General features: G+C 70.3%; 20 protein-coding genes. 9 read left to right on the forward strand and 11 right to left on the reverse strand.

Features of this window, described 5'->3' with window-relative positions; genetic code table 11:
* Positions 1–12: 12 nt before the first annotated feature.
* From MICNX66_RS00320 to MICNX66_RS00350, 7 genes are all read left to right on the forward strand, one after another.
* Positions 13–2,985, forward strand: a complete 2,973-nt coding sequence (locus MICNX66_RS00320; RefSeq protein WP_187662836.1) for a Na+/H+ antiporter subunit A — start codon at positions 13–15, stop codon at positions 2,983–2,985.
* The gene (locus tag MICNX66_RS00325) at positions 2,985–3,575 is read left to right on the forward strand and encodes a Na(+)/H(+) antiporter subunit C (RefSeq protein WP_232089137.1); all 591 of its coding nucleotides are present in this window, start codon (positions 2,985–2,987) and stop codon (positions 3,573–3,575) included. The genes MICNX66_RS00320 and MICNX66_RS00325 overlap by 1 nt, the downstream gene beginning before the upstream one ends.
* On the forward strand, positions 3,572–5,125 hold the full coding sequence (locus MICNX66_RS00330; RefSeq protein WP_187662837.1) for a Na+/H+ antiporter subunit D: 1,554 nt from the start codon (positions 3,572–3,574) through the stop codon (positions 5,123–5,125). Before MICNX66_RS00325 ends, MICNX66_RS00330 begins: the two co-directional genes overlap by 4 nt.
* Positions 5,122–5,715 (forward strand): Na+/H+ antiporter subunit E, encoded by a 594-nt coding sequence (locus tag MICNX66_RS00335; protein WP_187662838.1) that lies wholly within the window; start codon positions 5,122–5,124, stop codon positions 5,713–5,715. The genes MICNX66_RS00330 and MICNX66_RS00335 overlap by 4 nt, the downstream gene beginning before the upstream one ends.
* Entirely contained in the window at positions 5,712–5,981 is a 270-nt protein-coding gene (locus tag MICNX66_RS00340) for a monovalent cation/H+ antiporter complex subunit F (RefSeq protein WP_187662839.1), read from the forward strand. Before MICNX66_RS00335 ends, MICNX66_RS00340 begins: the two co-directional genes overlap by 4 nt.
* Complete coding sequence (gene mnhG, locus MICNX66_RS00345; RefSeq protein WP_071328007.1) at positions 5,978–6,367, forward strand: monovalent cation/H(+) antiporter subunit G; 390 nt, start codon at positions 5,978–5,980, stop codon at positions 6,365–6,367. Before MICNX66_RS00340 ends, mnhG begins: the two co-directional genes overlap by 4 nt.
* Positions 6,368–7,068: 701 nt before the next feature.
* Positions 7,069–7,548: an endonuclease domain-containing protein gene (locus tag MICNX66_RS00350; RefSeq protein WP_187662840.1), complete on the forward strand. Its 480-nt coding sequence runs from the start codon at positions 7,069–7,071 to the stop codon at positions 7,546–7,548.
* Positions 7,549–7,590: 42 nt separating this feature from the next.
* Here the strand turns inward: MICNX66_RS00350 and MICNX66_RS00355 are convergent, their stop codons facing one another.
* The 5 genes from MICNX66_RS00355 to MICNX66_RS00375 all read right to left on the reverse strand — a co-directional run bounded on the left by MICNX66_RS00355 (position 7,591) and on the right by MICNX66_RS00375 (position 14,397).
* Complete coding sequence (locus MICNX66_RS00355) at positions 7,591–8,352, reverse strand: alpha/beta fold hydrolase (RefSeq protein WP_187662841.1); 762 nt, start codon at positions 8,350–8,352, stop codon at positions 7,591–7,593.
* A 35-nt stretch (positions 8,353–8,387) separates the two neighbouring features.
* Positions 8,388–11,027, reverse strand: coding sequence for a penicillin acylase family protein (locus tag MICNX66_RS00360; protein ID WP_442922895.1), 2,640 nt, complete (start codon positions 11,025–11,027; stop codon positions 8,388–8,390).
* Positions 11,028–11,162: 135 nt separating this feature from the next.
* Positions 11,163–12,998, reverse strand: a complete 1,836-nt coding sequence (locus MICNX66_RS00365; RefSeq protein WP_187662843.1) for a YhgE/Pip family protein — start codon at positions 12,996–12,998, stop codon at positions 11,163–11,165.
* Positions 12,995–13,774, reverse strand: a complete 780-nt coding sequence (locus MICNX66_RS00370) for a hypothetical protein (protein WP_187662844.1) — start codon at positions 13,772–13,774, stop codon at positions 12,995–12,997. Before MICNX66_RS00370 ends, MICNX66_RS00365 begins: the two co-directional genes overlap by 4 nt.
* Positions 13,771–14,397, reverse strand: coding sequence for a TetR/AcrR family transcriptional regulator (locus MICNX66_RS00375; RefSeq protein WP_187662845.1), 627 nt, complete (start codon positions 14,395–14,397; stop codon positions 13,771–13,773). Before MICNX66_RS00375 ends, MICNX66_RS00370 begins: the two co-directional genes overlap by 4 nt.
* Before the next feature lie 202 nt (positions 14,398–14,599).
* On the opposite strand from MICNX66_RS00375, the gene MICNX66_RS00380 reads away from it, so the two are divergent.
* On the forward strand, positions 14,600–15,307 hold the full coding sequence (locus MICNX66_RS00380; protein ID WP_187662846.1) for a GntR family transcriptional regulator: 708 nt from the start codon (positions 14,600–14,602) through the stop codon (positions 15,305–15,307).
* Positions 15,308–15,349: 42 nt separating this feature from the next.
* Here the strand turns inward: MICNX66_RS00380 and argG are convergent, their stop codons facing one another.
* Positions 15,350–16,795, reverse strand: a complete 1,446-nt coding sequence (gene argG / locus MICNX66_RS00385) for an argininosuccinate synthase (RefSeq protein WP_187662847.1) — start codon at positions 16,793–16,795, stop codon at positions 15,350–15,352.
* Positions 16,796–16,911: 116 nt separating this feature from the next.
* Here argG and MICNX66_RS00390 point away from each other — a divergent pair, with 116 nt between their 5' ends.
* Positions 16,912–17,619, forward strand: a complete 708-nt coding sequence (locus tag MICNX66_RS00390; protein ID WP_187662848.1) for a ZIP family metal transporter — start codon at positions 16,912–16,914, stop codon at positions 17,617–17,619.
* Positions 17,620–17,637: 18 nt separating this feature from the next.
* On the opposite strand, the gene MICNX66_RS00395 is transcribed toward MICNX66_RS00390, so the two are convergent.
* The 5 genes from MICNX66_RS00395 to MICNX66_RS00415 all read right to left on the reverse strand — a co-directional run bounded on the left by MICNX66_RS00395 (position 17,638) and on the right by MICNX66_RS00415 (position 24,373).
* Positions 17,638–18,045: a pyridoxamine 5'-phosphate oxidase family protein gene (locus MICNX66_RS00395; RefSeq protein WP_187662849.1), complete on the reverse strand. Its 408-nt coding sequence runs from the start codon at positions 18,043–18,045 to the stop codon at positions 17,638–17,640.
* Between the two features lie 87 nt (positions 18,046–18,132).
* Positions 18,133–18,831 (reverse strand): phosphotransferase family protein, encoded by a 699-nt coding sequence (locus tag MICNX66_RS00400; protein WP_187662850.1) that lies wholly within the window; start codon positions 18,829–18,831, stop codon positions 18,133–18,135.
* 24 nt (positions 18,832–18,855) lie between these two features.
* Positions 18,856–19,959 carry a DUF4064 domain-containing protein gene (locus tag MICNX66_RS00405; RefSeq protein WP_187662851.1) on the reverse strand — a complete coding sequence of 368 codons (1,104 nt, stop codon included), beginning with the start codon at positions 19,957–19,959 and terminating at the stop codon, positions 18,856–18,858.
* Positions 19,953–20,702, reverse strand: coding sequence for a hypothetical protein (locus MICNX66_RS00410; RefSeq protein ID WP_187664061.1), 750 nt, complete (start codon positions 20,700–20,702; stop codon positions 19,953–19,955). Before MICNX66_RS00410 ends, MICNX66_RS00405 begins: the two co-directional genes overlap by 7 nt.
* Before the next feature lie 131 nt (positions 20,703–20,833).
* Positions 20,834–24,373, reverse strand: coding sequence for a PKD domain-containing protein (locus MICNX66_RS00415; protein ID WP_232089138.1), 3,540 nt, complete (start codon positions 24,371–24,373; stop codon positions 20,834–20,836).
* Positions 24,374–24,483: the final 110 nt, after the last annotated feature.

The raw sequence follows: 24,483 nt of genomic DNA on the forward strand, positions 1-24,483 counted from the left end.
GGAGCCGCGTATATGCTGATGCTCCTCGCAGTGTTCCTTCTCGGGTCGCTCTTGATGCCCGTTCTGGTGCGCTGGTTGGGAGCTCAGGCTTTCGCCGTCGCCGCCCTCGTCCCGGCCGCCGCGTTCGTGCACGCCCTCGTGCTCACGCCGCAGGTGCTCGACGGCCCGGTCCCGTTCGTCTCGGTGCCGTGGATCCCGCAGCTCGGGCTGAACCTGTCCATGAACATGGACGTCCTCGGGTGGGTGCTCACGCTCATCGTCACCGGCGTCGGCGCGCTCGTGCTGCTCTACTGCCGCTGGTACTTCCACGACGAGGCGGCCGGGATCGGGCAGTTCGCGGGCGTGCTCCTCGCCTTCGCCGGCGCGATGTACGGTCTCGTCCTCACCGACGACCTCGTGATGCTCGTGATGTTCTGGGAGGCCACGAGCATCCTCTCCTACCTCCTCATCGGCCACTACCGACGCCGCGCCGCCAGCCGACGTGCCGCGCTCCAGGCGCTCCTGGTGACCACGCTCGGCGGACTCGTCATGTTCGTCGGCGTCGTGCTCCTCGTCGTCGACGCGGGGACATCGAGCATCCGGGAGATCCTCGCGATCGCGCCGACCGGTCCGATCGTCGATGCGGCGATCGTCATGCTCCTGATCGGCGCCATCAGCAAATCGGCGCTCTTCCCCTTCCACTTCTGGCTCCCGGGCGCCATGGCGGCCCCGACGCCGGTCAGCGCCTACCTGCACGCCGCGGCCATGGTGAAGGCCGGCATCTACCTCATCGCCCGCTTCGCACCCATCTTCGCGTTCAGCCCGACGTGGCGGCCGATCGTGCTCACACTCGGCATCCTCACGATGCTCCTCGGGGGCATCCAGGCGCTGCGGGAGACCGACCTCAAGCGTGTGCTCGCGTTCGGCACGGTGAGCCAGCTCGGTTTCTTCGCGGTCGTCGTCGGCTACGGCACGCAGGCGGCCGCCCTCGCCGGCATCGCGCTGGTGATCGGGCACGCGCTGTTCAAGTCGGCGCTGTTCCTCATCGTCGGCGTCATCGACCGCCAGCTCTCCACCCGTGACGTGACCGAACTCTCCGGCGTCGGCCGGCAGGCGCCGGTCATGGCCACGGCCGCGTTCATCGCCGTGGCCTCGATGGCCGGGGTGGCTCCGACCATCGGATTCGTGGCGAAGGAGTCGACGCTCACGGCGCTGCTGGATGATGCGCTGGGCGGCTCCGTGTGGGGTCTGGTCGCCCTGATCGGCGTCGCGCTCGGATCCATGCTCACCGCGGCATATGGTGTCCGCTTCCTCTGGGGCGCGTTCTGGACCAAGCGCGACGCCGACGGACAGCGGCAGCCCGACACGGTCTGGCCCGATCCGCCGGTCGGCTTCCTCTCGGCACCGATCATCCTCGCCGGGGTGACGCTCGCCGCGGGCATCGGCGCCCCGGCCCTCGACGTCGCCCTGCAGCCCTATGCGCTGACCGCCACCCCCGGACTCGACCACGAGGGCGCGGCCGTCGAGGGCCCGGGACACCTCGCGCTCTGGCACGGCCTCGAACCCGCTCTCGGCATCTCGATCCTGTCGATCCTGCTCGGCATCGGCCTCTTCCTCCTCACCCGCCGGACCGGGTGGGACCGTCGTCCGCGACTGCTGCCGTTCACGGCCGCCGACGCCTACTACGTGGTGATGCGCGGCATCGACCGGCTCTCGGTGCTGAGCACCACGCTCACCCAGCGGGGTTCGCTGCCCGTCTACGTGGGGACGATCTTCGTCGTCTTCGTCGCCGCCGAGGTCACCGCGCTGGTGGCGAGCGACATCGACCGCTATCAGCTCTCGCTCTGGCACACGCCGGCTCAGCTCGCCGTGGCCCCGATCATGGCCGTCGCCGGCGTCGTGGCCGTGCGGGCCCGCAAGCGCTACACCGGCGTCGTGCTCGCCTCCGTCACGGGCCTGGGCATGGTCGTCCTCTTCGCGACCAGCGGAGCACCGGACCTCGCGCTCACCCAGATCCTCGTCGAGACGGTGACCATGGTGACCTTCGCCCTGGTGCTGCGCCGCCTTCCTGCGCGGATGGGCGAGCACAACGCCTCCGTCAGCCGCATCCCGCGCGCCCTGCTCGGGATCGGCGTCGGCCTGACCATGGCCTTCGTCGCCGTCGTCGCGACCCAGTCCCGCGTGGCCGACCCCATCTCGGCGATCTTCCCGGAGATCGCGTACGAGATCGGCCACGGCAAGAACGTCGTGAACGTGGCGCTGGTCGACCTCCGCGGTTGGGACACGATGGGCGAGCTGTCCGTGCTCGTGCTCGCCGCGACCGGTGTCGCCTCTCTCGTTTTCGTGACCCACCGCGCCGACCTGCTCGCCGCCACGAAGACCCTGCCCCGCTCGGTGCGGAAGTCGGCTCGGAGCCGGCCGCTGGTGGAGACCACGGACGGCGTGCGCTTCCAGACCGCGGAGAACCGCTCGGCACCGCGCGCCTGGCTCGTGGGCGGCCAGAAGATGAAGCCGGAGAACCGGTCGATCCTGCTCGAGGTGATCGTCCGGATCCTGTTCCACACGATCATCGTCGTGTCGATCTTCCTGCTCTTCGCCGGGCACAACCTCCCCGGCGGCGGCTTCGCGGGCGGGCTCGTCGCGGGCATGGCCCTCGTGATGCGCTACATCGCGGGAGGCCGCTGGGAGCTGGGCGCCGCCGCGCCGACCGATGCCGGAAGACTCCTCGGCGCGGGCCTCATCCTCGCCGTGGGCACCGCCGTCGTGCCGCTGTTCTTCGGCATGGCGCCGCTCACCAGCACCTTCTGGGAGTGGGAGATCCCCGGTATCGGACACATGGAGTTCGTCACCTCGACCATCTTCGACATCGGCGTCTACCTCGTCGTGATCGGACTCGTCCTCGACGTGCTCCGCAGCCTCGGCGCCGAGGTCGACCGGCAGGCGGCGCTCCGCCCCGGTGAGAGCACCGCCGTCGACTTCTCCTCGAGGACCGGGGGGAACGGCTGATGGACGTCTCGCTCGCCCTCATCGCGATCATGGCCGTGCTCTTCGCCTGCGGCGTCTACGCGATGCTGGAGCGCAGCCTCACCCGCGTCCTCATCGGCTTCCTCCTGCTCGGGAACGCCACGAACCTGCTCCTGCTCATCGTCATGGGCGTACCGGGGAACGCGCCGTTCTTCGGCACGGAGGGCGACCTGAGCGACCCGCTGCCCCAGGCGCTGACGCTCACCGCGATCGTCATCACGTTCGCCGTCTCGGCCTTCCTGCTGGCGCTCATCTACCGCTCCTGGCAGCTCGGTCAGGCGGACACGGTCGAGGACGACGAGGCCGACATCGCGCTGCGGGAGCGCACCGACGAAGACGAAGACCTCATGGACGACGAGTCCGAGACGGACGACGACGACGCCACGACCGACTTCGTGGGCGTGCAGACCGCGCCCATCACCGTCCTGCACATGCGCGACAACCCGGCGATCCACGATGACGCGCCGTACGACGCGCCGTACGTGCCCGAGCCGGAGCCGGAACCCGACGGCGCGGACGAGGCCGACGCGGACCGGGACGACGACACGACAGACGGGGAGGGCAGGCCATGACCACGCTCGTCCCCCTCCTCGTCGCCCTGCCGCTCCTCGGTGCCGCGGTCACCCTCGTCTTCGGTCGCAACGCGCGCCTGCAGGTGTTCGTCACGGTCGCCACGCTCGCGGTCGTGTCCGTCATCGCGGCCGTGCTGCTCGTCGTCGTCGACGCGGGATCCCCCCTCGCGGTCTCCGTGGGCGGGTGGCCGGTGCCCTTCGGCATCGTCCTCTACGTCGACCGTCTCGCCGCACTCCTGGTGCTCGTCTCCAGCGTCGTGCTGCTCGCGGTCCTCCTCTTCTCCATCGGTCAGGGTGTGGCCGACGGGGCGGACGAGACCCCGATCTCGATCTTCAACCCCTCGTACCTGATCCTCGCCGCCGGCATCTTCAACGCCTTCATCGCCGGCGACCTGTTCAACCTGTACGTCGGGTTCGAGATCCTCCTGGTCGCCTCGTACGTGCTCATCACCCTGGGCGGCACCGAGTCCCGCATCCGCACCGGGGCGGTCTACATCGTCGTCTCGCTCGTGTCGTCGATCCTGTTCCTCGCGTCGATCGCGATGATCTACGGTGCCCTCGGCACGGTGAACATGGCCCAGATCGCCGAGCGCATGTCGGAGCTCCCACAGGACACGCAGCTCGTCCTGCACCTCATGCTCGTGGTCGCCTTCGGGATCAAGGCCGCGATCTTCCCCGTGTCGTTCTGGCTGCCCGACTCCTACCCGACGGCCCCCGCGCCGGTCACCGCCGTGTTCGCCGGCCTGCTGACCAAGGTCGGCGTGTACGCGCTGATCCGGACCGAGACGCAGCTGTTCGCCTCGAACAGCATCGACACCCTGCTGCTCATCATCGCGCTGGCGACCATGGTCGTCGGTGTCCTCGGCGCCGTCGCGCAGGCCGAGCTCAAGCGGATCCTGTCGTTCACGCTCGTCAGCCACGTCGGCTACATGATCTTCGGTCTGGCGATCGCGACCCCGGCCGCCATCGGCGCGACCGTGTACTACATCGTCCACCACATCGTCGTGCAGACCACCCTGTTCCTGGCGGTGGGACTCATCGAACGTCGGGCGGGCAGCACGTCGATCCTGAGGGTCAAGGGCCTGCTGAAGATCGCCCCCGTCATCGCGCTGCTGTACTTCATCCCCGCCATCAACCTGGGCGGTCTGCCGCCGTTCTCCGGGTTCATCGGCAAGTTCGCCCTGTTCGAGGCCGCGGCCTCCGTGGGCACGCCGCTGATGATCGTGCTCATCTTCGGCGGCATCATCACCTCGCTGCTCACCCTGTATGCGCTCATGCGCGCCTGGAACCTCGCCTTCTGGCGCGAGGAGGAGGACTCGACCGAGACCGAGGGCCGCATCTCCTACCTCACCGGAGCCCCCGCCGCGGATGAGCAGCAGGAGCGCCGACACATTCCGAGGATCATGACCATGGCCACCGCCGGCATGGTCACCGTCACACTGGCCCTGACGATCTTCGCCGGACCGCTGTACGCTCTGTGCGACCGTATCGGGGCGGGCCTGCTGCAGCCGGTCAACCTCGTACAGCTGGAAGACGAGGTGGAGGGATGAGCCCGGACACCAAGCGCGTCTGGCGGGACATCGGCATGCAGCTGCCGTTCCTCGCCTGGCTGATCGTGCTGTGGATGCTGCTGTGGGCCCAGTTCACGGTGCTGTCCTTCCTCACGGGACTCGTGGTGGCGATCTTCGTGACGCGGGTGTTCCGCCTCCCCACGGTCGAGCTCTCGGGGCGCGTCAACCTCTGGTACGGGGCCCTGTTCGTCGTGCAGTTCCTGTTCGCGATACTCCGCGGCGCGCTCTCCGTGACGGCGCAGGTGTTCGACTTCCGCCGCCAGCCGGGTACCGCCATCGTCGCGGTACCCCTCCGCTACGCCGACGACCTCGTCATGACCCACGTCGCCGTCGTGTCGTCGCTCATCCCGGGCTCCCTCGTCGTCGAGGCCGACCGCGACCGCGGGATCCTCTATCTGCACGTGATCGGCGTGCGCAGCAAGGAGGACGTCGAGAAGCAGCGGCAGGGCGTCCTCGGCTGGGAGAAGCGCATCGTCCGGGCGCTCGGCAACCCGACCCAGTACCGCGCGCTCAAGGCCGACGAGCGCGCCGGCCGCATCGACCCCGCGACGATCGGCGGTGCCCGATGAACACCCTGCTCCTCATCATCCTCGCCGTGTTCGCCGTGGCTGCGATCCTCGCCGTCATCCGCATCGTCCGCGGCCCCTCGATCCTCGACCGCGCCGTCGCTGCCGACGTGCTGCTGACCGAGGTCATGTGCGTGCTCGGCGCCGAGATGGCCATCAACGGCCACACCCGCAACATCCCCGTGCTCCTCATCATCGCGGCGGTCGGCGTGTTCGGGTCGATCGCGGTCGCCCGGTTCGTCGCGAGAAGGGACAACACGACACCATGAACGTGTTCGGTCTGATGATCCCTGATGCCGTCGTCGACGTGGCGGTGCTCGTCCTCATCCTGCTCGGGGCGATCCTCTGCCTCTCCGCCTCCGTGGGGCTCCTGCACTTCCGCGATGTGCCGACGCGACTGCACGCCGCAACGAAGCCCCAGGTGCTCGGGCTGCTGCTGATCTGCGTCGCGATCGCTCTGTCGCAGCGGTCGATCGGCGGCGTGCTGTTCGGTCTCGTGCTCGTGGCGCCCGTGGTACTCATGCAGTTCGCGACCGCCCCCCTGTCCGCGCACATGGTCGGTCGCCAGGCCTACCGCAACGGCACCATCGAGCAGCGGGGGCTCGTCGTCGACGAGCTCGCCGAGTCGAAGCAGACCCCTCCCGCCGCCGGCTGACCGCCTCGGCGCCGACGTAGCCGGTTCCGCCCGCCGTCGGTTCACAACTCAGGAGATCCGCGGCGTCATCGTGCCGCGCGTGCGCTCAGGTCGGATGGGGGACGGATGCTCCTGAATTGTGAACGCCGTGCGCGGCCCCCACTTCTCCTCCACCGCCTCGCGATCCGGAGCGGCCACTCCACATTCGGTCTCATTCCCCGTCCCGCCGTGTCGCGCCGGGCATCCTCCGGGATGTGATCGCCCACTCCGGACTCCAGCGCGCAACAGAGGTCTTCGACTCCACGGTCTTCACTCGAGCGGATCTTCGCTCCGCGGGGCTGAGGGGGCGCGAGCTGACCGCCCTGGTGCGGAGCGGGCGGCTTCTGCGACTGCGCCGGGACCGATACGCCCGCCCGGATGTGGATCCTGTCGTCGCGGAGGCCGTGCGGATCGGAGGTCGCGTCACCTGCGTCTCCCTTCTCCAGATGCTCGGGGTGTTCGTGCTCGCGGCCCACGGTGTGCACGTGCAGGTCGAGCCCCATCGCTCGCGGTTGGGGCGTCGAGACGCGGAGGCTCACAGGGTGCACTGGGCAGAGGACGGCGCAGCGAGTACGCTGCACGTCACGTCCCTGGATGCGGCCGTACGGCATGCCGTCCGATGCCAGTCGCCTCGGGCGTCGGTGGCCACCCTGGACAGCCTCCTCCATCAGCGCCTCGTCACGATGGACGAACTGCGCGCGATCTTCGCTCGGCTGCCGCCGCGGTTCGGCGCGGTGCTCGCCCTGGCCGACGCGTCATCCGAGTCGGGGCCGGAGACCTTCGTGCGGCTCCTCCTCCGGTCGCTCGGTGCCTCATTCGAGACACAGGTCCACATCCCCGGCGTGGGTCGAGTCGACTTCGTCGTCGATGGATGGCTGATCGTCGAGTGCGACAGCCGCGCTTTTCACGAGGGTTGGGCGAAGCAGCAGCGGGATCGTGCGCGGGACATGGCGGCCGCTCGTCTCGGCTATGTCACGATCCGGCCGCTCGCCGCTGACATCCTCTCCGACCCCGCAGGCACGCGAGAGGCGCTGCGGGAGGTTCTGGAGGCGCTCGGACCCCGGCTCGTCGGCGCTCGCCGTTCACAACTCAGGAGAAAGGGCAGCCGCAGCCTGCCTCGGCCGCCGAACCGCCCCAACGCGCCGCGATCTCCTGAGTTATGAACGGTCGACGGACCCGAGGGGCGCGGGCAGCGATTCGAAGGGTCAGGTGCGGGCGGCGAAGGCCTCGATCAGGCGGGCGGCGGGCTCCGAGTCGCTGATGAGGGTGCCGTGGCCGTGGTCGGGGATGACGGTGAGCTCCGCGCCGGGGATCGCGTCGAGGATGACCTGGCACCAGCTCATCGGCGCCAGCGGGTCGTCTTCCCCGCGCAGCACCAGCACCGGGCACTGGATGCGCACGAAGGCCTTCTCGGGCTTGTGCACGATGGTCGCGCGCATCTTGCGGATCAGATGCGGGCCGCCGCGAAGGTACTCCCGGGCACCGCGCCAGATGACGAGCGGTCGTTCGCCCACGAGGTCCTGCAGCAGGTATCGCGCCTGGGCGCCCACGTTCCGGGCGGCCTTGTCGACGGTCGGACCCGCCAGCACGACTCCGGCGACGCGGGTGGGATGCCGGGCGGCGAGCTCCGCGGCGATCTGACTCCCCATCGAGTGCCCGATCACCACCACCGGGTCCGCGTCGACGTGCCGGAGGTAGGCGGCCACCAGGTCGGCGTGCCGCTGCATGGTCAGCGTGCGGGTGGGCTCGGGCGCTTCACCGAAGCCGGGGAGGTCGAGCGCGATCACCCGCCCCTGCAGCCGCTGGGTGAGGTCGAGGTAGACGCTGCGCCCCATGCCGATGCCGTGCAGCAGGAGGTAGGTGGGCGGTCCGTCGCCGAAGGTCTCGGCGATCAGGGTCGCGCCTCCGTGCTCGAACTCCAGGAGGGTGGCCGGCGTCCCCTTCGGGGCGAGGTAGCTGGTGGGCACCTGTCCACGCTAGCCGAGCACCCTCCACGCTCCTCTCAGCCGGCGGGCGTGAGCGTCAGGGTGTCGACCGCTGCCGCCTTGACGGCCTTCGGTGTGAACGCCCACGACCGCTGCACCCCCGTCGACCAGTCCGTGGTCTGATCGACGTAGTGCTCGTGGAAGGCGTGCCCTGAGGCTCCGGTGAGGTGGATCCACGTCGAGTCGTCGAAGTCGGCGAGATCGACGACCATCCGCATGGAGGGCACGGTGGTTGTGGCGTACGAGACGCCGAGCTGCCACCCGGTCGCATCGACCACGGAGGCGCCGCCGCCGACCGGATACGGACCACGGTTGAAGAGGGCCTCGATCGGGGCGATGCCTGACGAGCCGAACGTGTCGCTCGTGAGGGTGAGGGCATGCAGATCGCCCCAGTTCCACCGCGCGACGTCCGTGCCCTGAAGCGCGGACAGCTCGTCGTACGCCTCCTCGGCCGACAGTGCGAGCATCTCGTCCCGGCCCTCGACATCGAGCTGGGGGTTGCTCCACAGCGGGTCCGCCGGGTTCTCCAGCATCGCTCCGACGACGGTGAACAGCCGGCCCTGACCGTCGATCGGCAGCGGCTGCTCGCGCTCGGCGAAGATGTTCTGCACGAGGTTCGACCAGAGCACGTTCGCGTACGCGGCGCCCGCCGACGAGGCGCTGTTCTGCGCGTCCCAGCCGCGGAGCAGCTCGACGGCCTGCTGCGGACCCGCTCCCTCGACCTCGATGTCCTTCATCGCGGCGACGAGCTGCGTGCCGATCCACATCTCGCCGTCCATCTGAATGTCCCGCATGTCGTCGGCCGTCAGGGGCCCGGCCGCGGCCCGGCGCTCGATGAGGTGGGCGATGCGGGCGGCGCGGTATCCCTGGTCCCAGTCTCGGGAGAGGAAGTGCTCGTAGTCGTCGGTCACAATGGCGTTGTTGGCCGTGACGATGTATCCGGAGCTGGGGTTGTACGACACCGGCAGCTCCTCGAACGGGATGTACCCGGTCCAGTCGTAGCTGCTGTCCCACCCGGGCTGCGGCATCCAGCCGTCGCCGGCACCGCGGATCGGGAGCCGGCCGGGGGTCTGGTAGCCGATGTTGCCGTCGACGTCGGCGTAGATGAGGTTCTGCGCCGGGACGTCGAACAGGGAGGCCGCGCGGCGGAAGTCGTCGAAGTCCTGGGCGGTCGACAGCGCGAAGATCGCCGTCGCGGTGGTGCCGGGGTCGAGCGCCGTCCACCGCAGGCTCACGGCGTACTCGGCGGCATCCGAGCCGGGAGCGGCCGGAACGGCGCCCTCCGCGGTGAGCCCTGGCGTCGGGTCGTCCGCGATCGCCGTGAAGTCATCCGTGAGGCCGGAGATGATCGGTCCGTGCACGGTGGAGCGGATGGTGAACTCGATGTCGTCCCCGCCGGCGACCTCGATGGTCTCCGTGCTCTCCTCCAGCGGCACGAGCTCGCCGTCGCGCCAGTAGGAGTCGCCCTCGATGCGCTCGACGTACAGGTCGGTGACGTCGGTGGTGAGGTTCGTGAAGCCCCACGCCACGCGCTGGTTGTGTCCGATGACGATGCCGGGCAGTCCGGAGAAGGAGAATCCGCCGACGTCGAACGGGCAGTCCTCGTCCACCGTCGCGCACTTCAGCTGCACCTGGTACCAGACCGACGGGAGCGAGGCGCCGAGGTGCGGGTCGTTGGCCAGCAGCGGCATCCCGGATGCGGTGAGGTCCCCGGAGACGACCCAGGAGTTGGAGCCGATCCCCTCGCCGACGTCGCCGACGAGCACGCTCGCCGCCTCGATGACGGACGAGGTCTCCTCCCACTCCACGGTCGTGAGCGCCTGCTGTGCCTCGCCGTCGCCCTCGGGCACGGTGAAGGCGGCGGGCTCGGCGCCGGTCTCCAGCGGCGGGACCGTGGAGATGGTGGGCACGATCACGGGGTTCCGGTCGAACGGGTAGTCCGGATAGAGCGTGCCGAGCAGAGCCTCCACATCGACCTGCGGGTCCTCGGCGAGCTGCCCCGCGAGGAGTGCCCGCTCGGTCTCGTCCTCGACGTTGGTGCGGAGGTCCCAGGCCATCGCCTTCAGCCACGCCACCGAGTCCGCGGGTTCCCACGGCTCCGGCTCGTAGTCGGGGTTCTGCAGTCCGAGGACCGCGTACTCGAGGGAGAGCTCTGCGCCCGAGCGGGAGGACAGGTAGGCGTTGACGCCGTCCGCGTAGGCCTCGTAGTAGCCGCGGGTGACGTCGTCCATCGCCTCGACCTCGGCCTCGGCGGTCGTGCGCCAGCCCAGCGTGCGCAGGAACGCGTCGGTGCCGGCCTGGGAGGCGCCGAACAGCTCGGCGACTCGGCCGGAGGTGACGTGCCGGCGGAAGTCCATCTCGAAGAACCGGTCCTGCGCGTGCACGAAGCCTTCGGCGAAGAAGAGGTCGTCCGAGGAGTCGGCGGTGATCGTGGGCACCCCGCTGGCGTCGCGCTGCACGGTGACCTCCGCTTTCAGCCCCTCGAGCGTCGTCGAGCCGGAGGTCTGCGGGAAGGAGCGCTGGATCGTCCAGGTCACGAAGAACGCGCCCGCGACGGCCACCACCACGAGGGCGGCGACCACGAGGAACGCGATGCGTCCGATGCGAGCGCCGAGAGAGGGGCGCGGGGAAACGGCGGACGCCGTCGAATCGGTCATCATCGTCGAGAACTCTTTCGGGTAGCCAGGTGAGACTCAGTCCCACCGAGCCCCAGTGCGCGTTTCACGGGTACGCGCTCTCGCATCATAGCCGCCCCGCGCTCGCCGCGGGATGGTCCGCGGCGAGCGGGAGGGTCAGCCGATGAGGCTGGGCTGCAGATCGCGCAGCGTGCGGCGGTGCGTCATGCGGGTGACACCGATCATCGCCAGCAGCAGGGCCCCGACGAGCCAGGCGCCCAGCACAGCCAGGTCCCAGCCGGCTCTCGCGTAGTCCCCGCCGTACATGAGCTGGCGCATGGCATCGACGACGTAGCCGAGGGGCAGCACGTGGTGCAGCGCGGCGAGGGGAGCGGGCAGTGTCTGCCAGGGGAACGTCCCGCCCGCTGTGACGAGCTGGAGCACCATGAGCACGAGGCCGAGGAACTGCCCCACGGACCCGAGCCAGACGTTGAGGGCGAGGATGATCGCGGCGAACGTGGCCGAGGCGAACATCATCACCCCGAGCGTGCCGAGCGGATGATCAAACGTGAAGCCCAGCGTGAGTGCCAGGATCCCCATGAGGCCGAGCATCTGCACCGCGCCGAGCATCGCCGGCGTCAGCCAGCCCGCGAGCGTGATCCGGATCGGGGAGTGCAGCGCCGTGACGGCCCGGCGGGAGATCGGCTTCACGATGAGGAACAGCGCGTAGATGCCGATCCACGCGGAGAGGGCGGCGAAGAACGGGGCGAGGCCGGCGCCGTAGTCCTCCGCGGAGGCGACCTTGTCGCTGGAGACCTTCACCGGGTCCGCGATCGTGTCGGCCTGCAGGGAGCGCAGGTCGGGGGTGGAGGCGGGGATCGCCTGCACCCCGTCGGCGAGCCCGTCCCGCAGCTCCGCGGTCCCGGAGGACAGTGTCTTCAGGCCATCGCGGAGCTGGGCCGCGCCCGAGTTCGCCGCGGCTGCGCCCGTCGCGAGGGTGCCGGCGCCGCCGGCGAGCTCGCTCGCCCCCGATGCCAGCGAGGCGGAACCGGCGGCGAGCTGGTCGACCTTGCCGACGGCGTCCTGCACCTGCGCGTTGCCCTCCTCGATCCGGGTTCCGAGCGGATCCAGGCGGGCGAGCACCTCGTCGATCTCCTCGGGCGCGAGTCCCTGCTCCGTCAGGAGGTCGGCGATGTCCGAGCGCACCTGCGGCAGCGCGTCCGTCGCCTCCTGTACCGCGGCTCCGGCCCGGTCGGCGACGTCGGCGAGCTGGCGGTTGCCCGCGCTCACCTGCTGCGCGCCGTCGGCGAGCGTCCGGGCCCCGGAGGCGAGCTGCGCGGAGCCGTCGGCGAGCTTCGCCGTCCCGTCGGCGAGCGTCGTACTCCCGGAGGCGGCGCTGCGCGCGCCGTCGACGAGCTGCGTGGCGCCGTCGGTCGCGGAGACCAGGTTGTCGCGCACGTCGCTGAGGCCGGTCAGCAGTCGCTCCGCGGCCTCGCTGCCGACCATCTCGGCGACGGAGCTGCGGATCTTCTCGACGGCCTGCGATCCCATCGACGACGCGAGGTAGTTGTTCGCGTCGTTGGTCTCCAGCTCGATCCTGGCCTGGTGCGGGTCGTCGCCCGCCGCGGAGGTGAGGGCGGTGGAGAAGTCGGCCGGGATCGTCACGGTGAAGTCGACCGCGCCGTGGCGCAGGGCGTCGGCGGCTTCGTCCTCGGTCATGCGCTGCCAGTCGAACGCGTTCCCCTCGATCAGGTTCTCCGCCACGTCCTCCCCGTAGTTGACCGTCTCGTCGCTCGCCGGTTCGGTGCCGGTCGTGGGGGCGGGAGCGCCCTCGTCGTCGACCACCAGGGCCACGGGGACCTCGGAGAACTTCGCGTACGGATCCTGGTTCGCCCAGAGGTAGAGGCCGCCGTAGAGGATCGGCACGCAGATGAGGGCCACGAGGGCGAGGATGCCCATCCGGCTCGCGGTCAGGCGGCGGAGTTCGGCGGCGATCATGGCGGGGACCTTCATCGCGCTTCTCCTTCCTCGTCGGACGGGGCTTCGTCTTCGGACGGTACTTCGTCTTCGGCCAGCGGTTCGTCTTCGGCCAGCGGGTCGTCGTCGGTCACGGCCTCGTCGTCGGTCACGGCCCCGTCGTCGGGACGCTCGAGGACCAGCGGCTCGACGGGACCGGACGCGTTGATCGCGTCGAACTCGTGCATGCGCTCGAGGGCGACGGCGGCGGAACCGCCGACGATCACGAGCATCGCGTACCCGCGGTCCGCGAACTCGGCCGCGATGCGCCACCATCCGTCCGGGCTGCCGCCGTGGCGATCCGGGGCGACGAGGACGATGCCCTCGACGCCCTCGCGGAGCACGGCGAGCTCGCACAGGATGCGCACGCGGGCGGCCGGGTCGACCGAGCCGATGGGGACGGAGGCGAGCTCCTGGTATCCCACCCGGCCGAGCCAGCGTCGGGCGTGGAGCGGGGTCGCACCGCGCCCGGCGAACATCAACTCCTCACCGACCACCCCGGCGAGGGTGATGTCCGGATGCGGGTCGCTGACGTCCGGGGCGTCGACGAGGGCGACCCGGCGACGCAGTTCCTTCGGGCTCGCCGCCGCATCGATGGTGACGCGGCCCGTGTCCGGGCGCATCCGCCCGCTCGCGATGAGGCCGAGCACGGTCGGCCGCTGCTCGGTCTCCGCGAGCGCGTAGCGGACCGCGCCCGAGTGGAACTCGAGGCTCATGGAGGGAAGGGCCTGTCCGGCGCGACCCTTGCTGACATCGTGCAGTGTGATCCTCATGCGCGGACCTCCTGGTCGTCGGCGGTGATGTCCGGGTGAGAGGAGAGCAGCTCGTCCGCCTCGCGCCAGGAGAGTCCCGCGATGCTGAGCACGGCCCGGACGGCGACGTCTCCGGCGCCACTGCTCTGCGCGTCGGTGCGGGAGACGACCGTGCGCGCCATCTCCTCGATCAGTCGGGCGAGCGTGGGGGCGGCGAGATCCGTGCGGAAGCTGCCGTCCTCCTGTCCCCTCCGCACGAGGGCGGCGACGCTCCGGCGCAACGGCGCGAGGGCGGCGGCGGTGTGCTCGACGTGCGCCTCGTCGAGGGCGAGCGCGGCGGCGACCTGGATGTGCGCCGCCTCCTCCCAGAGCCGGGCGGCCAGTCGGGCGAGGGCGAGGCGGGCGTCGGGGTCGTCGATGGAGGCGGCGATGGCATTGAAGCGCTGGGCGCCGGTGGAGACGAGTTCGCGGATCAGGGTGTCCCGATCCTCGAAGTGTCCGTAGAGGGTGCGGCGCGACAGGCCGGCGGTCCGGGCGATCGCGTCGAGGGAGGCGTGCGGGTCGGAGGCAAGGGCGCTGCGAGCCGCGGACAGGATGCCGGCGCGGTTCTCTGCAGCGTCGCGACGGAGGGCGCGAGTGGTCATCCCTCCATGGTAATAACATGCACAGCACTGTGCAAGATAACTCAGCAACCTCGCAGCGTACCGACCGCGAGGCAGGGCGCCGAGGCTCCTCCGGGGAAGGTCGTGTTATGTTACGCGTCGCGCTTCGGCGCATTCTCAGTGGAGAGACCGGTCCGGACCGGGGCTCCGGCGGGATCGGTCCATGCAACGGCGGGGGGACGCCATGATCGAGAAGAAGGATGATGCACGCGCGGTGAGCGGGACATCGGCGGGAGGGGATCGGCACGGCGGCCTGCAGGGCAGACTGACGGATGCGATCGTCTCGGGGGCGCTCGCGCCGGGCACGCGGGTGGACGAGCGGGGGCTCGCAGCCGCCCTCGGTGCCGCGCCGGCGGATGTCCTCCGTGCCCTGGACGGCCTCGCCGCTGTCGGACTCATCGCGGTGCGCCGCGACGGCACCCGGTGGGTGACCGCCTTCGACGGCGACCGCGCGCGCGACGTGGTGGCCCTGTTCGGCGACGTCTGGATCGGCTCCGTCCGACGCACGATGGCAGTGCTCCACGCGGACGACCTCGACTACCTGGACGAGCTCGTCGAGGACGTGGCACTGGCGGTGCGGTGGCGGGACGGTTCCGCCTTCGGCGACGGCCTGCGCGCTCTCGCGGTCGCCTTCGCGCGGATCGAGGGCAACGCGGAGCGGGCCGAGCTCGTCGGGAGCCTGGGGACGCTTCTCGCGTGCGTCGCCCGTCGCGCGGGGAGTGTCTTCGACTGGTCGGACGTGCGCGCCGCGGTCGTACGGATCGCCGTCGTGCTGCCGGGACGCGACGCGGCGGCGATGCGCACCGCCCTCATCGCGCTGTTCGACGACGTGCTGCCGGGGATCGTCGACCGCGCCGTGGCGCCGGCGCATCCGCTCGCCGCGGCGTCCTGATCACGGGGGCGGGTGCACGGTCGCCCGCGGCGCCCCGTGCGCTCAGTCGGTGCCGGAGTCGAAGGCCGCGCGCTCGGAGGCCGTGTCGACCGCGTCGGCGAGGTTCTCGTCAGCCTCCGAGATCGAGCCGTGCACGGACTCGGTGATCTCGGCGGACTCGCCGGCGGTCACACGGCCGACGAGCTCGCCGGTCGCGCCGCCGACGAGGCCGAGACCCGCGTACTGCTCCAGGCGCGCGCGGGAGTCGGCGATGTCGAGGTTGCGCATCGTGAGCTGGCCGATCCGGTCCACCGGGCCGAACGCGGCGTCGCCGACGCGCTCCATCGACAGCTTCTCCGGCCCGTACGACAGGTTCGGGGAGACCGTGTCGAGGATCGTCCAGTCGTCGCCGCGGCGCAGGCGGATCGTCACGGTGCCCGAGATCGTCGAGCCGACCCAGCGCTGGATGGACTCGCGGAGCATGAGCGACTGCGGCTCGAGCCAGCGGCCCTCGTACATGAGGCGACCGAGGCGGCGACCCTGCTCGTGGTACGTGGCGAGGGTGTCCTCGTTGAGGATGCCGTTGACGAGGCGCTCGTACGCGATGAAGAGCAGCGCCATGGCCGGGGCCTCGTAGATGCCGCGCGACTTCGCCTCGATGATGCGGTTCTCGATCTGGTCGCTCATGCCGAGGCCGTGGCGCCCGCCGATCGCGTTCGCCTCCTGCACCAGGGCCACCGGGTCGCTGAACTCGACGCCGTTGATCGCGACCGGACGGCCGCCCTCGAACGTCACCGAGACATCCTCGGTCTCGATGGCGATGGAGGGGTCCCAGAACTTCACGCCCATGATCGGGTCGACGGTCTCCAGCGAGACGTCGAGGTGCTCGAGCGTCTTCGCCTCGTGGGTCGCGCCCCAGATGTTGGCGTCCGTCGAGTACGCCTTCTCGGCCGAGTCGCGGTACGGGAAGCCGTGCGCGACGAGCCACTCGCTCATCTCCTGGCGACCGCCGAGCTCGGTGACGAAGTCCGCGTCGAGCCAGGGCTTGTAGATGCGCAGGCGGGGGTTGGCGAGCAGGCCGTAGCGGTAGAAGCGCTCGATGTCGTTGCCCTTGTAGGTCGAGCCGTCGCCCCAGATGTCGACGCCGTCCTCGCGCATCGCACGCACGAGCAGCGTGCCGGTGACCGCGCGGCCGAGGGGAGTGGTGTTGAAGTAGGTCTTGCCGCCGGATCGGATGTGGAAGGCGCCGCAGGAGAGCGCGACGAAGCCCTCTTCGACGAGCGCCGTCTTGCAGTCGATGAGACGAGAGGCCTCGGCGCCGTACTCCAGCGCGCGGCCGGGGATGGAGGCGATGTCGTCCTCGTCGTACTGGCCGAGGTCGCCCGTGTAGGTGAAGGGGACAGCGCCCTTGTCGCGCATCCAGGCGACGGCGACGGAGGTGTCGAGTCCTCCGGAGAAGGCGATGCCGACGCGCTCGCCGACGGGCAGGGACTGGAGGACCTTGGACATGGCCCCCAGTCTATCGGCGCGCGACCCCACCCCCTTTCGTGTGTTCCGGCCCCTTTCGGACGCACGCAGAGGGGTGGCTCGCGCAGAAAGGGGTGGGTCGGCGGGAAGATGGGCGCATGGGTGGAGCGATTCTGTGGGGAGCCGTCGCGGCGGCTCCGCTGTTCGTCGGCGCGGTGCTCGCGATGCTGCGCACGTGGCCGCCGCGGTGGCTGGGCATCGTGCTGGGCTTCGGCGCCGGAGCCCTGATGGCCTCCATCGCCTTCGAGCTCTGGGAGGAGGGGCTCGACCGCGGTGGTCCGATCCCCCTCGTCACCGGCGTCGCGCTCGGAGCCCTCAGCTACTACATCGCCGCCCGCATCCTCGACGCCAGAGCCGCCAGGAAGAAGGGCGAGGCCGGGGGAGGCCAGCTCGCAGTGGGGGCGCTCCTCGACGGGATCCCGGAGCAGCTCGTGCTCGGCATCGGTCTCGCCTCGGGGGAGCCGGTGAGCATCGCGCTCGTCGTCGCCATCCTCGTCTCGAACCTCCCGGAGTCCATCGGCTCCGCCGCCGACCTGCTCGACGGCGGCATGCGGCGGAGCAGGGTGCTGCTGCTGTGGGCCGGGGTCGCCGTGGTGTGCGCGGCGGCCACCGTCGCCGGGTTCGCCCTGGCGAGCGTGACCGGCGAGGTCTTCCGCTCCGGGGCGAGCGGATTCGCCGCGGGCGCGCTGCTCGTCATGCTGGTGGATTCGATGGTCCCGGAGGCGCAGTCGAAGGCGAAGGAGTCCACGGGGCTGGCGACCGTCCTCGGATTCGCGCTCGCCGCGGGTCTCGCCTTCGCCTCCTGAACGGGACGGCGGGCGCGTTCAGACCCCGCTGGTGCGGGGGTCGCGGCGGACGCTGCGTCCGGTGATGCGCTCGATGCGGAACGACAGCGGGAGATCACGGTCGTCTCCGGCCCACGGGTGCACCCGCGCCGCCGCCCCGGCCGCCTGATCCTCCGGAACCGGCGACAGGACCCCGTGCATCAGCACACTCCACCCCAGGCCGCCGATCGGATCGTGGTAGTCGACCTCGAAGGAGACCGTGGCCGCCTCGCGGGACAGCGCCGCCAGGTGGCCGTCCGGTGAGGTGCGCAGGAGCAGCTCGTGCCCCGAGACGACGAAGTTCACCGGATGGATCTGCACCAGGCCGTCGTCGACGAATCCGATCCGGCCCACCGTGGTGGTCGCCAGCAACTCGTAGGACTGCTGCTCATCGAGTTCGTTGATCATGCGGACACTCCCTCCCCCTGTGCGGCCAGTGTAGCCACGCCGCTGCCGATCATCGAGGGGATGGACCGGGAATCACCGGGTGAGGTGTCAGGCCGACCACCTCTCCAGGTCCGCGGTGAGCGCGGCGAGGTACTCCGGAGGGCCGGCTTCCGCGAACCACAGCCACAACTCGGCGGCGTGCACGGGGTACCACGCACGGACGCGGGCGGGATCCGCACCGTACCCGTCGATGAGCGCCCGCTCCGAGCGCGGATCCTTTCGGGCGGCTCCCCACGCGGCTCGTGCCAGCTCCCGCAGCGGATCGCCGCGGTGTGCGGCCTCCCAGTCCACGATCCCGGAGATGCGTCCGTGCCGCGCGAGCAGGTTGCCGTCCGTCCAGTCGCCGTGGCAGAAGACGCTTCCGGACGGGGGCGGGATGTGCAGGGGCAGGCGCGGCGCTTCGGCGGCGCGATACCGCTCGATGATGGCCGCGTCGTCCGGCGCGGGAAGCAGGTCGTCCGGCGGTTCGAGCCGGTGCAGGGCGCGCAGCAGGGGTGCCGAGGCCCGGAGATCCGCGATCCGGACGTCGGCGTCGGCGTCGTCGAGACGGGCACCGGGGAGGGCGGTCATGAGGATCACGCCAGGCCGCTCCTCGACCACCTCGGGCACGGGGAGCCCGGAGCCGACAAGCCCGCGAAGGGCCCGCACTTCGTTGAGGTGCCGCGCCGGATCGGAGAGGCGCTTCTCGACCAGCCGCCGCCCGCCGTGCTCGACGAGCCGCACCGCGCCGACCGCTCCCTGCCTCATCCCGTCATCCTCGCACCGGGCCGGTCACTCGAAGCCGGGGTAGTCCTGCAGCCGCTCCTCGAACTCCGCGCGGTCGCCCTCGCTCAGCACCTTGCCGGCGATCACGACGAGCTGGAGCCCCTCGATCGGTTCGCCGGTGCGCGCGCTCTGCGCCTCGCGCGAGCTGCGGAAGCCGCCGTCGGCATCGTTCGACAGGTCGTAGATGTTCGCGTAGAAGCGCAGCGGGTCGGGGTAGTTCTCCGTGTAGTACTCCCACGTCGTCTGCGTGCGAGGGTCATCGCTGCCGTAGAGCTTGGCGATCATGGACGGGTCGATGCCGGAGTTCGTCGGATCGTTGAACGAGTACAGGTTCCACAGGCCGTGGGACGCCACGACCTCATCGATCGCCGCCATCACGTCGAGCTTGCGCGCGTAGCCCTGCACGGGCTGCTCGGTCGCCCAGGCCGCCGACGTGTACTCCGACAGCATCGACTCGCCGCCGTAGCCGTTCCGCTCCGGCCGGACATCCTCGTCGCCGACCTGGACCCACGTGAACCCGAAGTCCGCGGTGAGCCGTTCACGGATGTCGGTGAAGAGGGAATCAGCCTCCGCGCGCACCTCCTCCATGGACTGCTGGGTGAGCGCCTCCTGCGGGGAGGTGCCCTTGATCCCGGGGTAGGCCTCCGCGTGCCGCTGTTCCGCGGTCTTCACGCCTTCGTAGTTCCCGGATGCCGAGGTGCGCAGAGCGCTGAGTGCCCCCACGGTCGCGACGTTGAACAGGACGGTGAGGACGAGCGCGATGACACCGAGCCGTCGTCCGCCGGGGGTGAAGAGCGCGGCCACGATCACTCCGAGCACCACGAGCTGCAGCGTGATCATCGTCACTCCGTACAGCAGGTCGGTGCCGCCGACCACGAGCGTGCCGAACAGGATCAGCGTGAAGAGGATCGCGGCGACCAGAGCGATCCAGCCGAGCGCAGTCGTGGAGGTCTTCTTCTCCCCCGTGGGCAGCTGTGGATCGACCGGTGGCGTGAGGTCGATCGGCTGCTGCCGCCGGGCACCGCGGTAGCCCCCGGGCGGCGGGACGGGCGGGGCGCCCTCGGTACCGCCGACGTAGCGGGCGCGCTGCCTCTCGTGATCACTCACCATGGCCTGTCCGTCCCGGTGCCGCCGGGGTCGTCCCCCTGTTGCTGGTCGCGCTCCTGCGTCCCCTGCTCGAGCTTGTCCTGGAGGTCCTGCAGCTTGTCCTCGGACGGCTGCGGTTCCTCCTGATCCTCTTGCGGCTCCTGCGGCTGCTGTTCCTGCTCCTGCTCCTGCTGCTTCTGCTTGAGGCGGTCCTCGGTGTTGTCCAGGGTGTCCGACATGTCGCGCTCGGGGTCGGGGGACTGCTGCTGCGCCTCGTCGCTGCGGCACTCCTCCGGGGTCTCGACCGTGACGGTCAGCGCCTCGCCGTAGAGGGCGGTCGCCCCGGCGCCGTCGCCGTCGGCCCTGGCGGCGTCGCCCATCCGCTCGATGACGAGAGCGAGGTTGATCCGGACCGGGCAGACCTCCAGGCCGGTCGCGAGGTCGAGGGAGCGCTCCAGCTCCGCACGGGAGGCGGGGAGCTCGTCGGCACCGGCCAGTGCGGTGCCGATGTTGTAGGGGGCCTTATACGGCTCGAACCAGTTCAGGACGTCCTGTCCACGCGCCGAGGCTTCGGAACCCGCGAAGTCGTCGACGACGTAGGCGGTGATGGCCTGGTGGGCGAACGCGTACATGCTCAGCAGTTTGCCCACGAAGAGCAGGGCGGCGAGGGTGAGCGGGATCGTCCCGATCGCGACCCACCGGCGGATGAGCCGGCGACGGCGGTTCGAGCGGAGGAGGGCTGCGGCGGGGTCGTCCTGCGCAGGCATCACGACCCACCTCCTCCCCTGTCGTCGGCGTCTGAACATCCTATCCGCGACGATCAGGCGCGACGGATACGGCGATGCGACGGACGCCGACCCCGGCTGATCGAGGTCGGCGTCCGTCGCGTGCGGTCCGATTACTCCGCTGCCCTGACGCGGAACGTGTCGAAGGACACGCCGAGCGGCGCGGTCGCGCTCGCGGAGCGGCTGCCGCTCAGGCCCACACCACCCGCCGGCAGCGGGGTGGGGTCGCTCGCCCGCAGCTGCCAATCGGCGGGCTCCGCGGCGTCTGTGACCCAGAGCTTCGCGACGAGCGACGTCTTGTCCGTTCCGGTCACGGACGCCTTCAGCGTGTACGTGGTGCCAGGGGTGACCGTGACGCCGTTCAGTGCCCGGGTCGCGAGGACGGTGCCGTCGCGGTGCGCCACGAGCCAGACCGTGCCGTCAGGGCGAAGCCAGGCGCGGACGAGATACCGACCAGCGGACGAGTCGCGGGCGATGACCCCGATGTAGGAGCCTCCTGTGCTCGACGGCTGATCGATGCGGAAGGTCGTCTCCAATGCCGGATCCGGAACCGACGGGGCGTTCAGCGTCGCGTGGCGGGTGTCTCCCGCGGCCAGCTTCAGCTGCCCGGAGCCGTCGGCGACGCTGGCCGCGGCCGCGGACCCGCCGGCGATCTTCCAGGCGCCGCCGGCGAGGGCTTCGCCCCAGCCGGGGCCGGCGGTCCGGTCGAACTCGTCGCTCGCGAGCGGCGCGGGCTCCGCCACCACGGCCTCCCGGGTGGTGGTCGCCGCGCCCCCGACGTCGTCCGTCACCGTGAGGGTGACCGTCCGCGTCCCGGCCGTCGGGTACGTGTGCGTCGCCGTCGCGCCTTCACCCGTCGTGCCGTCACCCCAGTCCCAGCGGTAGCTGCGGATGCTGCCGTCGGCATCGGTCGATGCCGACGCGTCCGCCGACACCGTCAACCCCGAGGCGGAGAGGGTGAACGAGGCTGTGGGCGGCGTGTCGGCGCCCTGGACGACGACCGATTTCGTGACCGAGCCCACGAGGTTCTGGCTGTCGGTGACCGTGAGCTTGACCGCGTACGTGCCGGGCTTCGCGTAGGCATGCGACGGCGTCTTGCCCGTACCGGTCGTACCGTCCCCGAAGTCCCAGCGATAGTCCGAGATCGTGGTCGTCCCCGGCGGCACGGAGGTGCTCGCGTCGAAGGCCGCGGTGAGGCCGCTTGCCGCGGCCGTATAAGCGGCGACGGGGGCTGTGGAGCCATTCCCCACGCTGTAGTGGGTCTTGATCTGTCCCGCGGTCAGGCCATACGGGTAGACCGCGAACTCATCGACAGTGCCGACGAGGTGGGCATCGCCGGCAAGGTTGGCAGGGGCGGCAAGAGTCTTGGTCGGCTCATTCGCCCAACCCTTCAGCCTGCCACCGCCAATCTTCCAGAACCCGTTGAAGTCCTGCGCTGTGGTGACGTTAGGGAGCTGGCCGTCGAGCTTTCCGTCGATGAAGAGCTTCATTCCCTCGGGGCTCACCGACGCGACGACATGATGCCAGCGGTTGTCGTTGTATGCCGTCGCGGTCGTGAGCACTTTGGTGCCGTCGTTGTATACCCCGAAGTTCAGGCGGCCGTTGTCTGACATGTAGACGGTTCGGTCGTAGTTCTTCGAGTAGAAGCCAGCGGCCGAACTCTCGAAGTCGAACAACACGCCGCCCGCGGTCGTCGAGGTCTGGAACCACATCTCGGCCGAAAACGATGACGGCGCCGCGGCCTTCGTGGTCGTGTCGACTCGTCCGGTCTCTGTCCCGTCGAGGGCTGTCGCCCCGGCCACGCCCTTCGGCACGCCTGATGACCGAGGCGTCGCTCCTGAGCGGATGAGCGGGCTGTTCGTACCTGCCACATCCTGCGCGACGGTTCCCAACGGGTAGTACAACTGGGGGCCGTCAGCGAGCACGGCGTTGGAGTACGCAGGTGTGGACGCGGCCGCCGTGGCGGTCGTCGTCTTGCTCGAAACCGTGTGGCCGTCGCTGTCCGTGGCCGTGAAGGTGTACTGCTGCTGTGCGCCGACCGGAGCCGTCGTGTCCTCGAAGCTGACTGCGGGCAGGTTCCACCACGTGGAGTCCACCTTCGTGGTGAACAAAGGGGTGGTCGAGTCGGCGCGGCGCAACTCGTATGTGAGCGTGAGATCGTCACGGTCCCAGTTGGCGGGAATGGTGACCTTCACGCGCCCGGGGGTGAGCGAAGTCGCGGTCGGCACCCACTTGTCGCCGGAGAGGCGGGGGCCGTCCTTCGGGCCCTCTGGAGGGGTGGTCGAGAAGCGGACGAGTCCTTCGAACCGTCCGTTGTTGACGGAGCGGAACTCGCCGCCGATGGAGATCATGGTGCCGGTGCCGGTGATCGACAACCCGGCCTGACCGAGTCCTGTGGTGGTCCCGACCGCCCAATCGGGTGACCACGCGTACGGCGACGGGGCGGGCGTGCCGCCCCAGTCCTTGCGACCGGGCGCGGTCGGCGCGGGTGCCAGCGTTCCGCGAGCATCCGCCGTGTATGCCTCGGAATAGCGGTGTACGCGCGGAGCCTGCTCCGGGTGGAGTCCCAGAGTTTCGCATGAATGCGTGTGACTGGTGGTGTAGACGACCTTGCCGGTCGAGTACACGCCGTAGTGGTCGCCGAGGCAATCCGCGATCCAGCGCACCTTGCCTGTGCCGGCCTCGGCGGCGAAGGTACCTTCGAGGCTGCCGGTCGCGGCGTCGGCGAAGCCCCAGCCGGTGCCGTAGACACCCGTCGCGTCGGTGGCGAGACCGAACGTCCCGGCCTTGCCGGCGTAGATGCCGGATCCGGCGCCGTTCTTGACGGTCTTGGCCAGCCCCCAGTCCGTGTTCAGTGCTCCGGTGGTCTTGTCCACGGAGGCGCTGCCGCGCATCTCGGTGTTGCCGTTGACCTGGGAGAAGCGTCCGCCGACGATCGTGTCCGCGCCGGCCGGGTCCATGACCATGGCATCGACCTGGAGGTCGGTCTGCGGAGCCCACGGTCGGAGGGCACCGTTGGTGGTGTCGAAGGCGGCCAGGTTCTTCCGCGGCGTGCCGTTGGCCTGGGTGAAGAGGCCGCCGGCGTAGACGGTCGTCCCCGACGTCGCCAGCGCGTAGACGCCGGATCCGCCGATGGAAGGCACGAATCCGGGGACGAGCTCGCCGCTCTTGGCGTCGATCGCGGCGATGTTCCAGCGGTCCTTGCCGTTGACCTTGTTGAACGAGCCGCCGATGTAGATCCGGGTGCCGTCGGGCGAGGCGGCGACGGCCTTGATCACGCCGTTGACCTTCGGCGCGAACGGCAGGAGCGCGCCCGTGTCGATGTTGTAGGCGAGCACGTTGGAGCGCGCCGTCAGCGCCGTCCCCGGAGCGGCCTTCGGCTCGCGCGCGTTGTCGAACTTGCCGACCGCGTACACGATCGAGCCGATCGTCGTCTGCGCCCAGACATACCCGTTGTCGATCTGCACGGTCGGGATCGGATCGGACGTGACCACGTTCTGATCCCGCTGCAACAGCGGAGGCAGGCCGCCCGGGGCTTCGGCGGCCACGGCAGCACCCCCACCGAGGGCGACCAGCCCCGCGGCGACCATCACCCCCGCGATCGCTCCGGCCACGCCGGTGCGCGCGCGCTTCCAGACAGCACTGTTCCCCATGTGTGTTCCCCAGTCTTCTGATGGCCGACCCCACGTCGGCACGACATCGCCGGACGACCGGCCGCGAGAGCTTCCCCCAGAGATGCTCGTATCGCAGTCGTCCGCCTCGG

The organism is Microbacterium sp. Nx66 (assembly GCF_904066215.1).
GTDB lineage: Bacteria > Actinomycetota > Actinomycetes > Actinomycetales > Microbacteriaceae > Microbacterium > Microbacterium meiriae.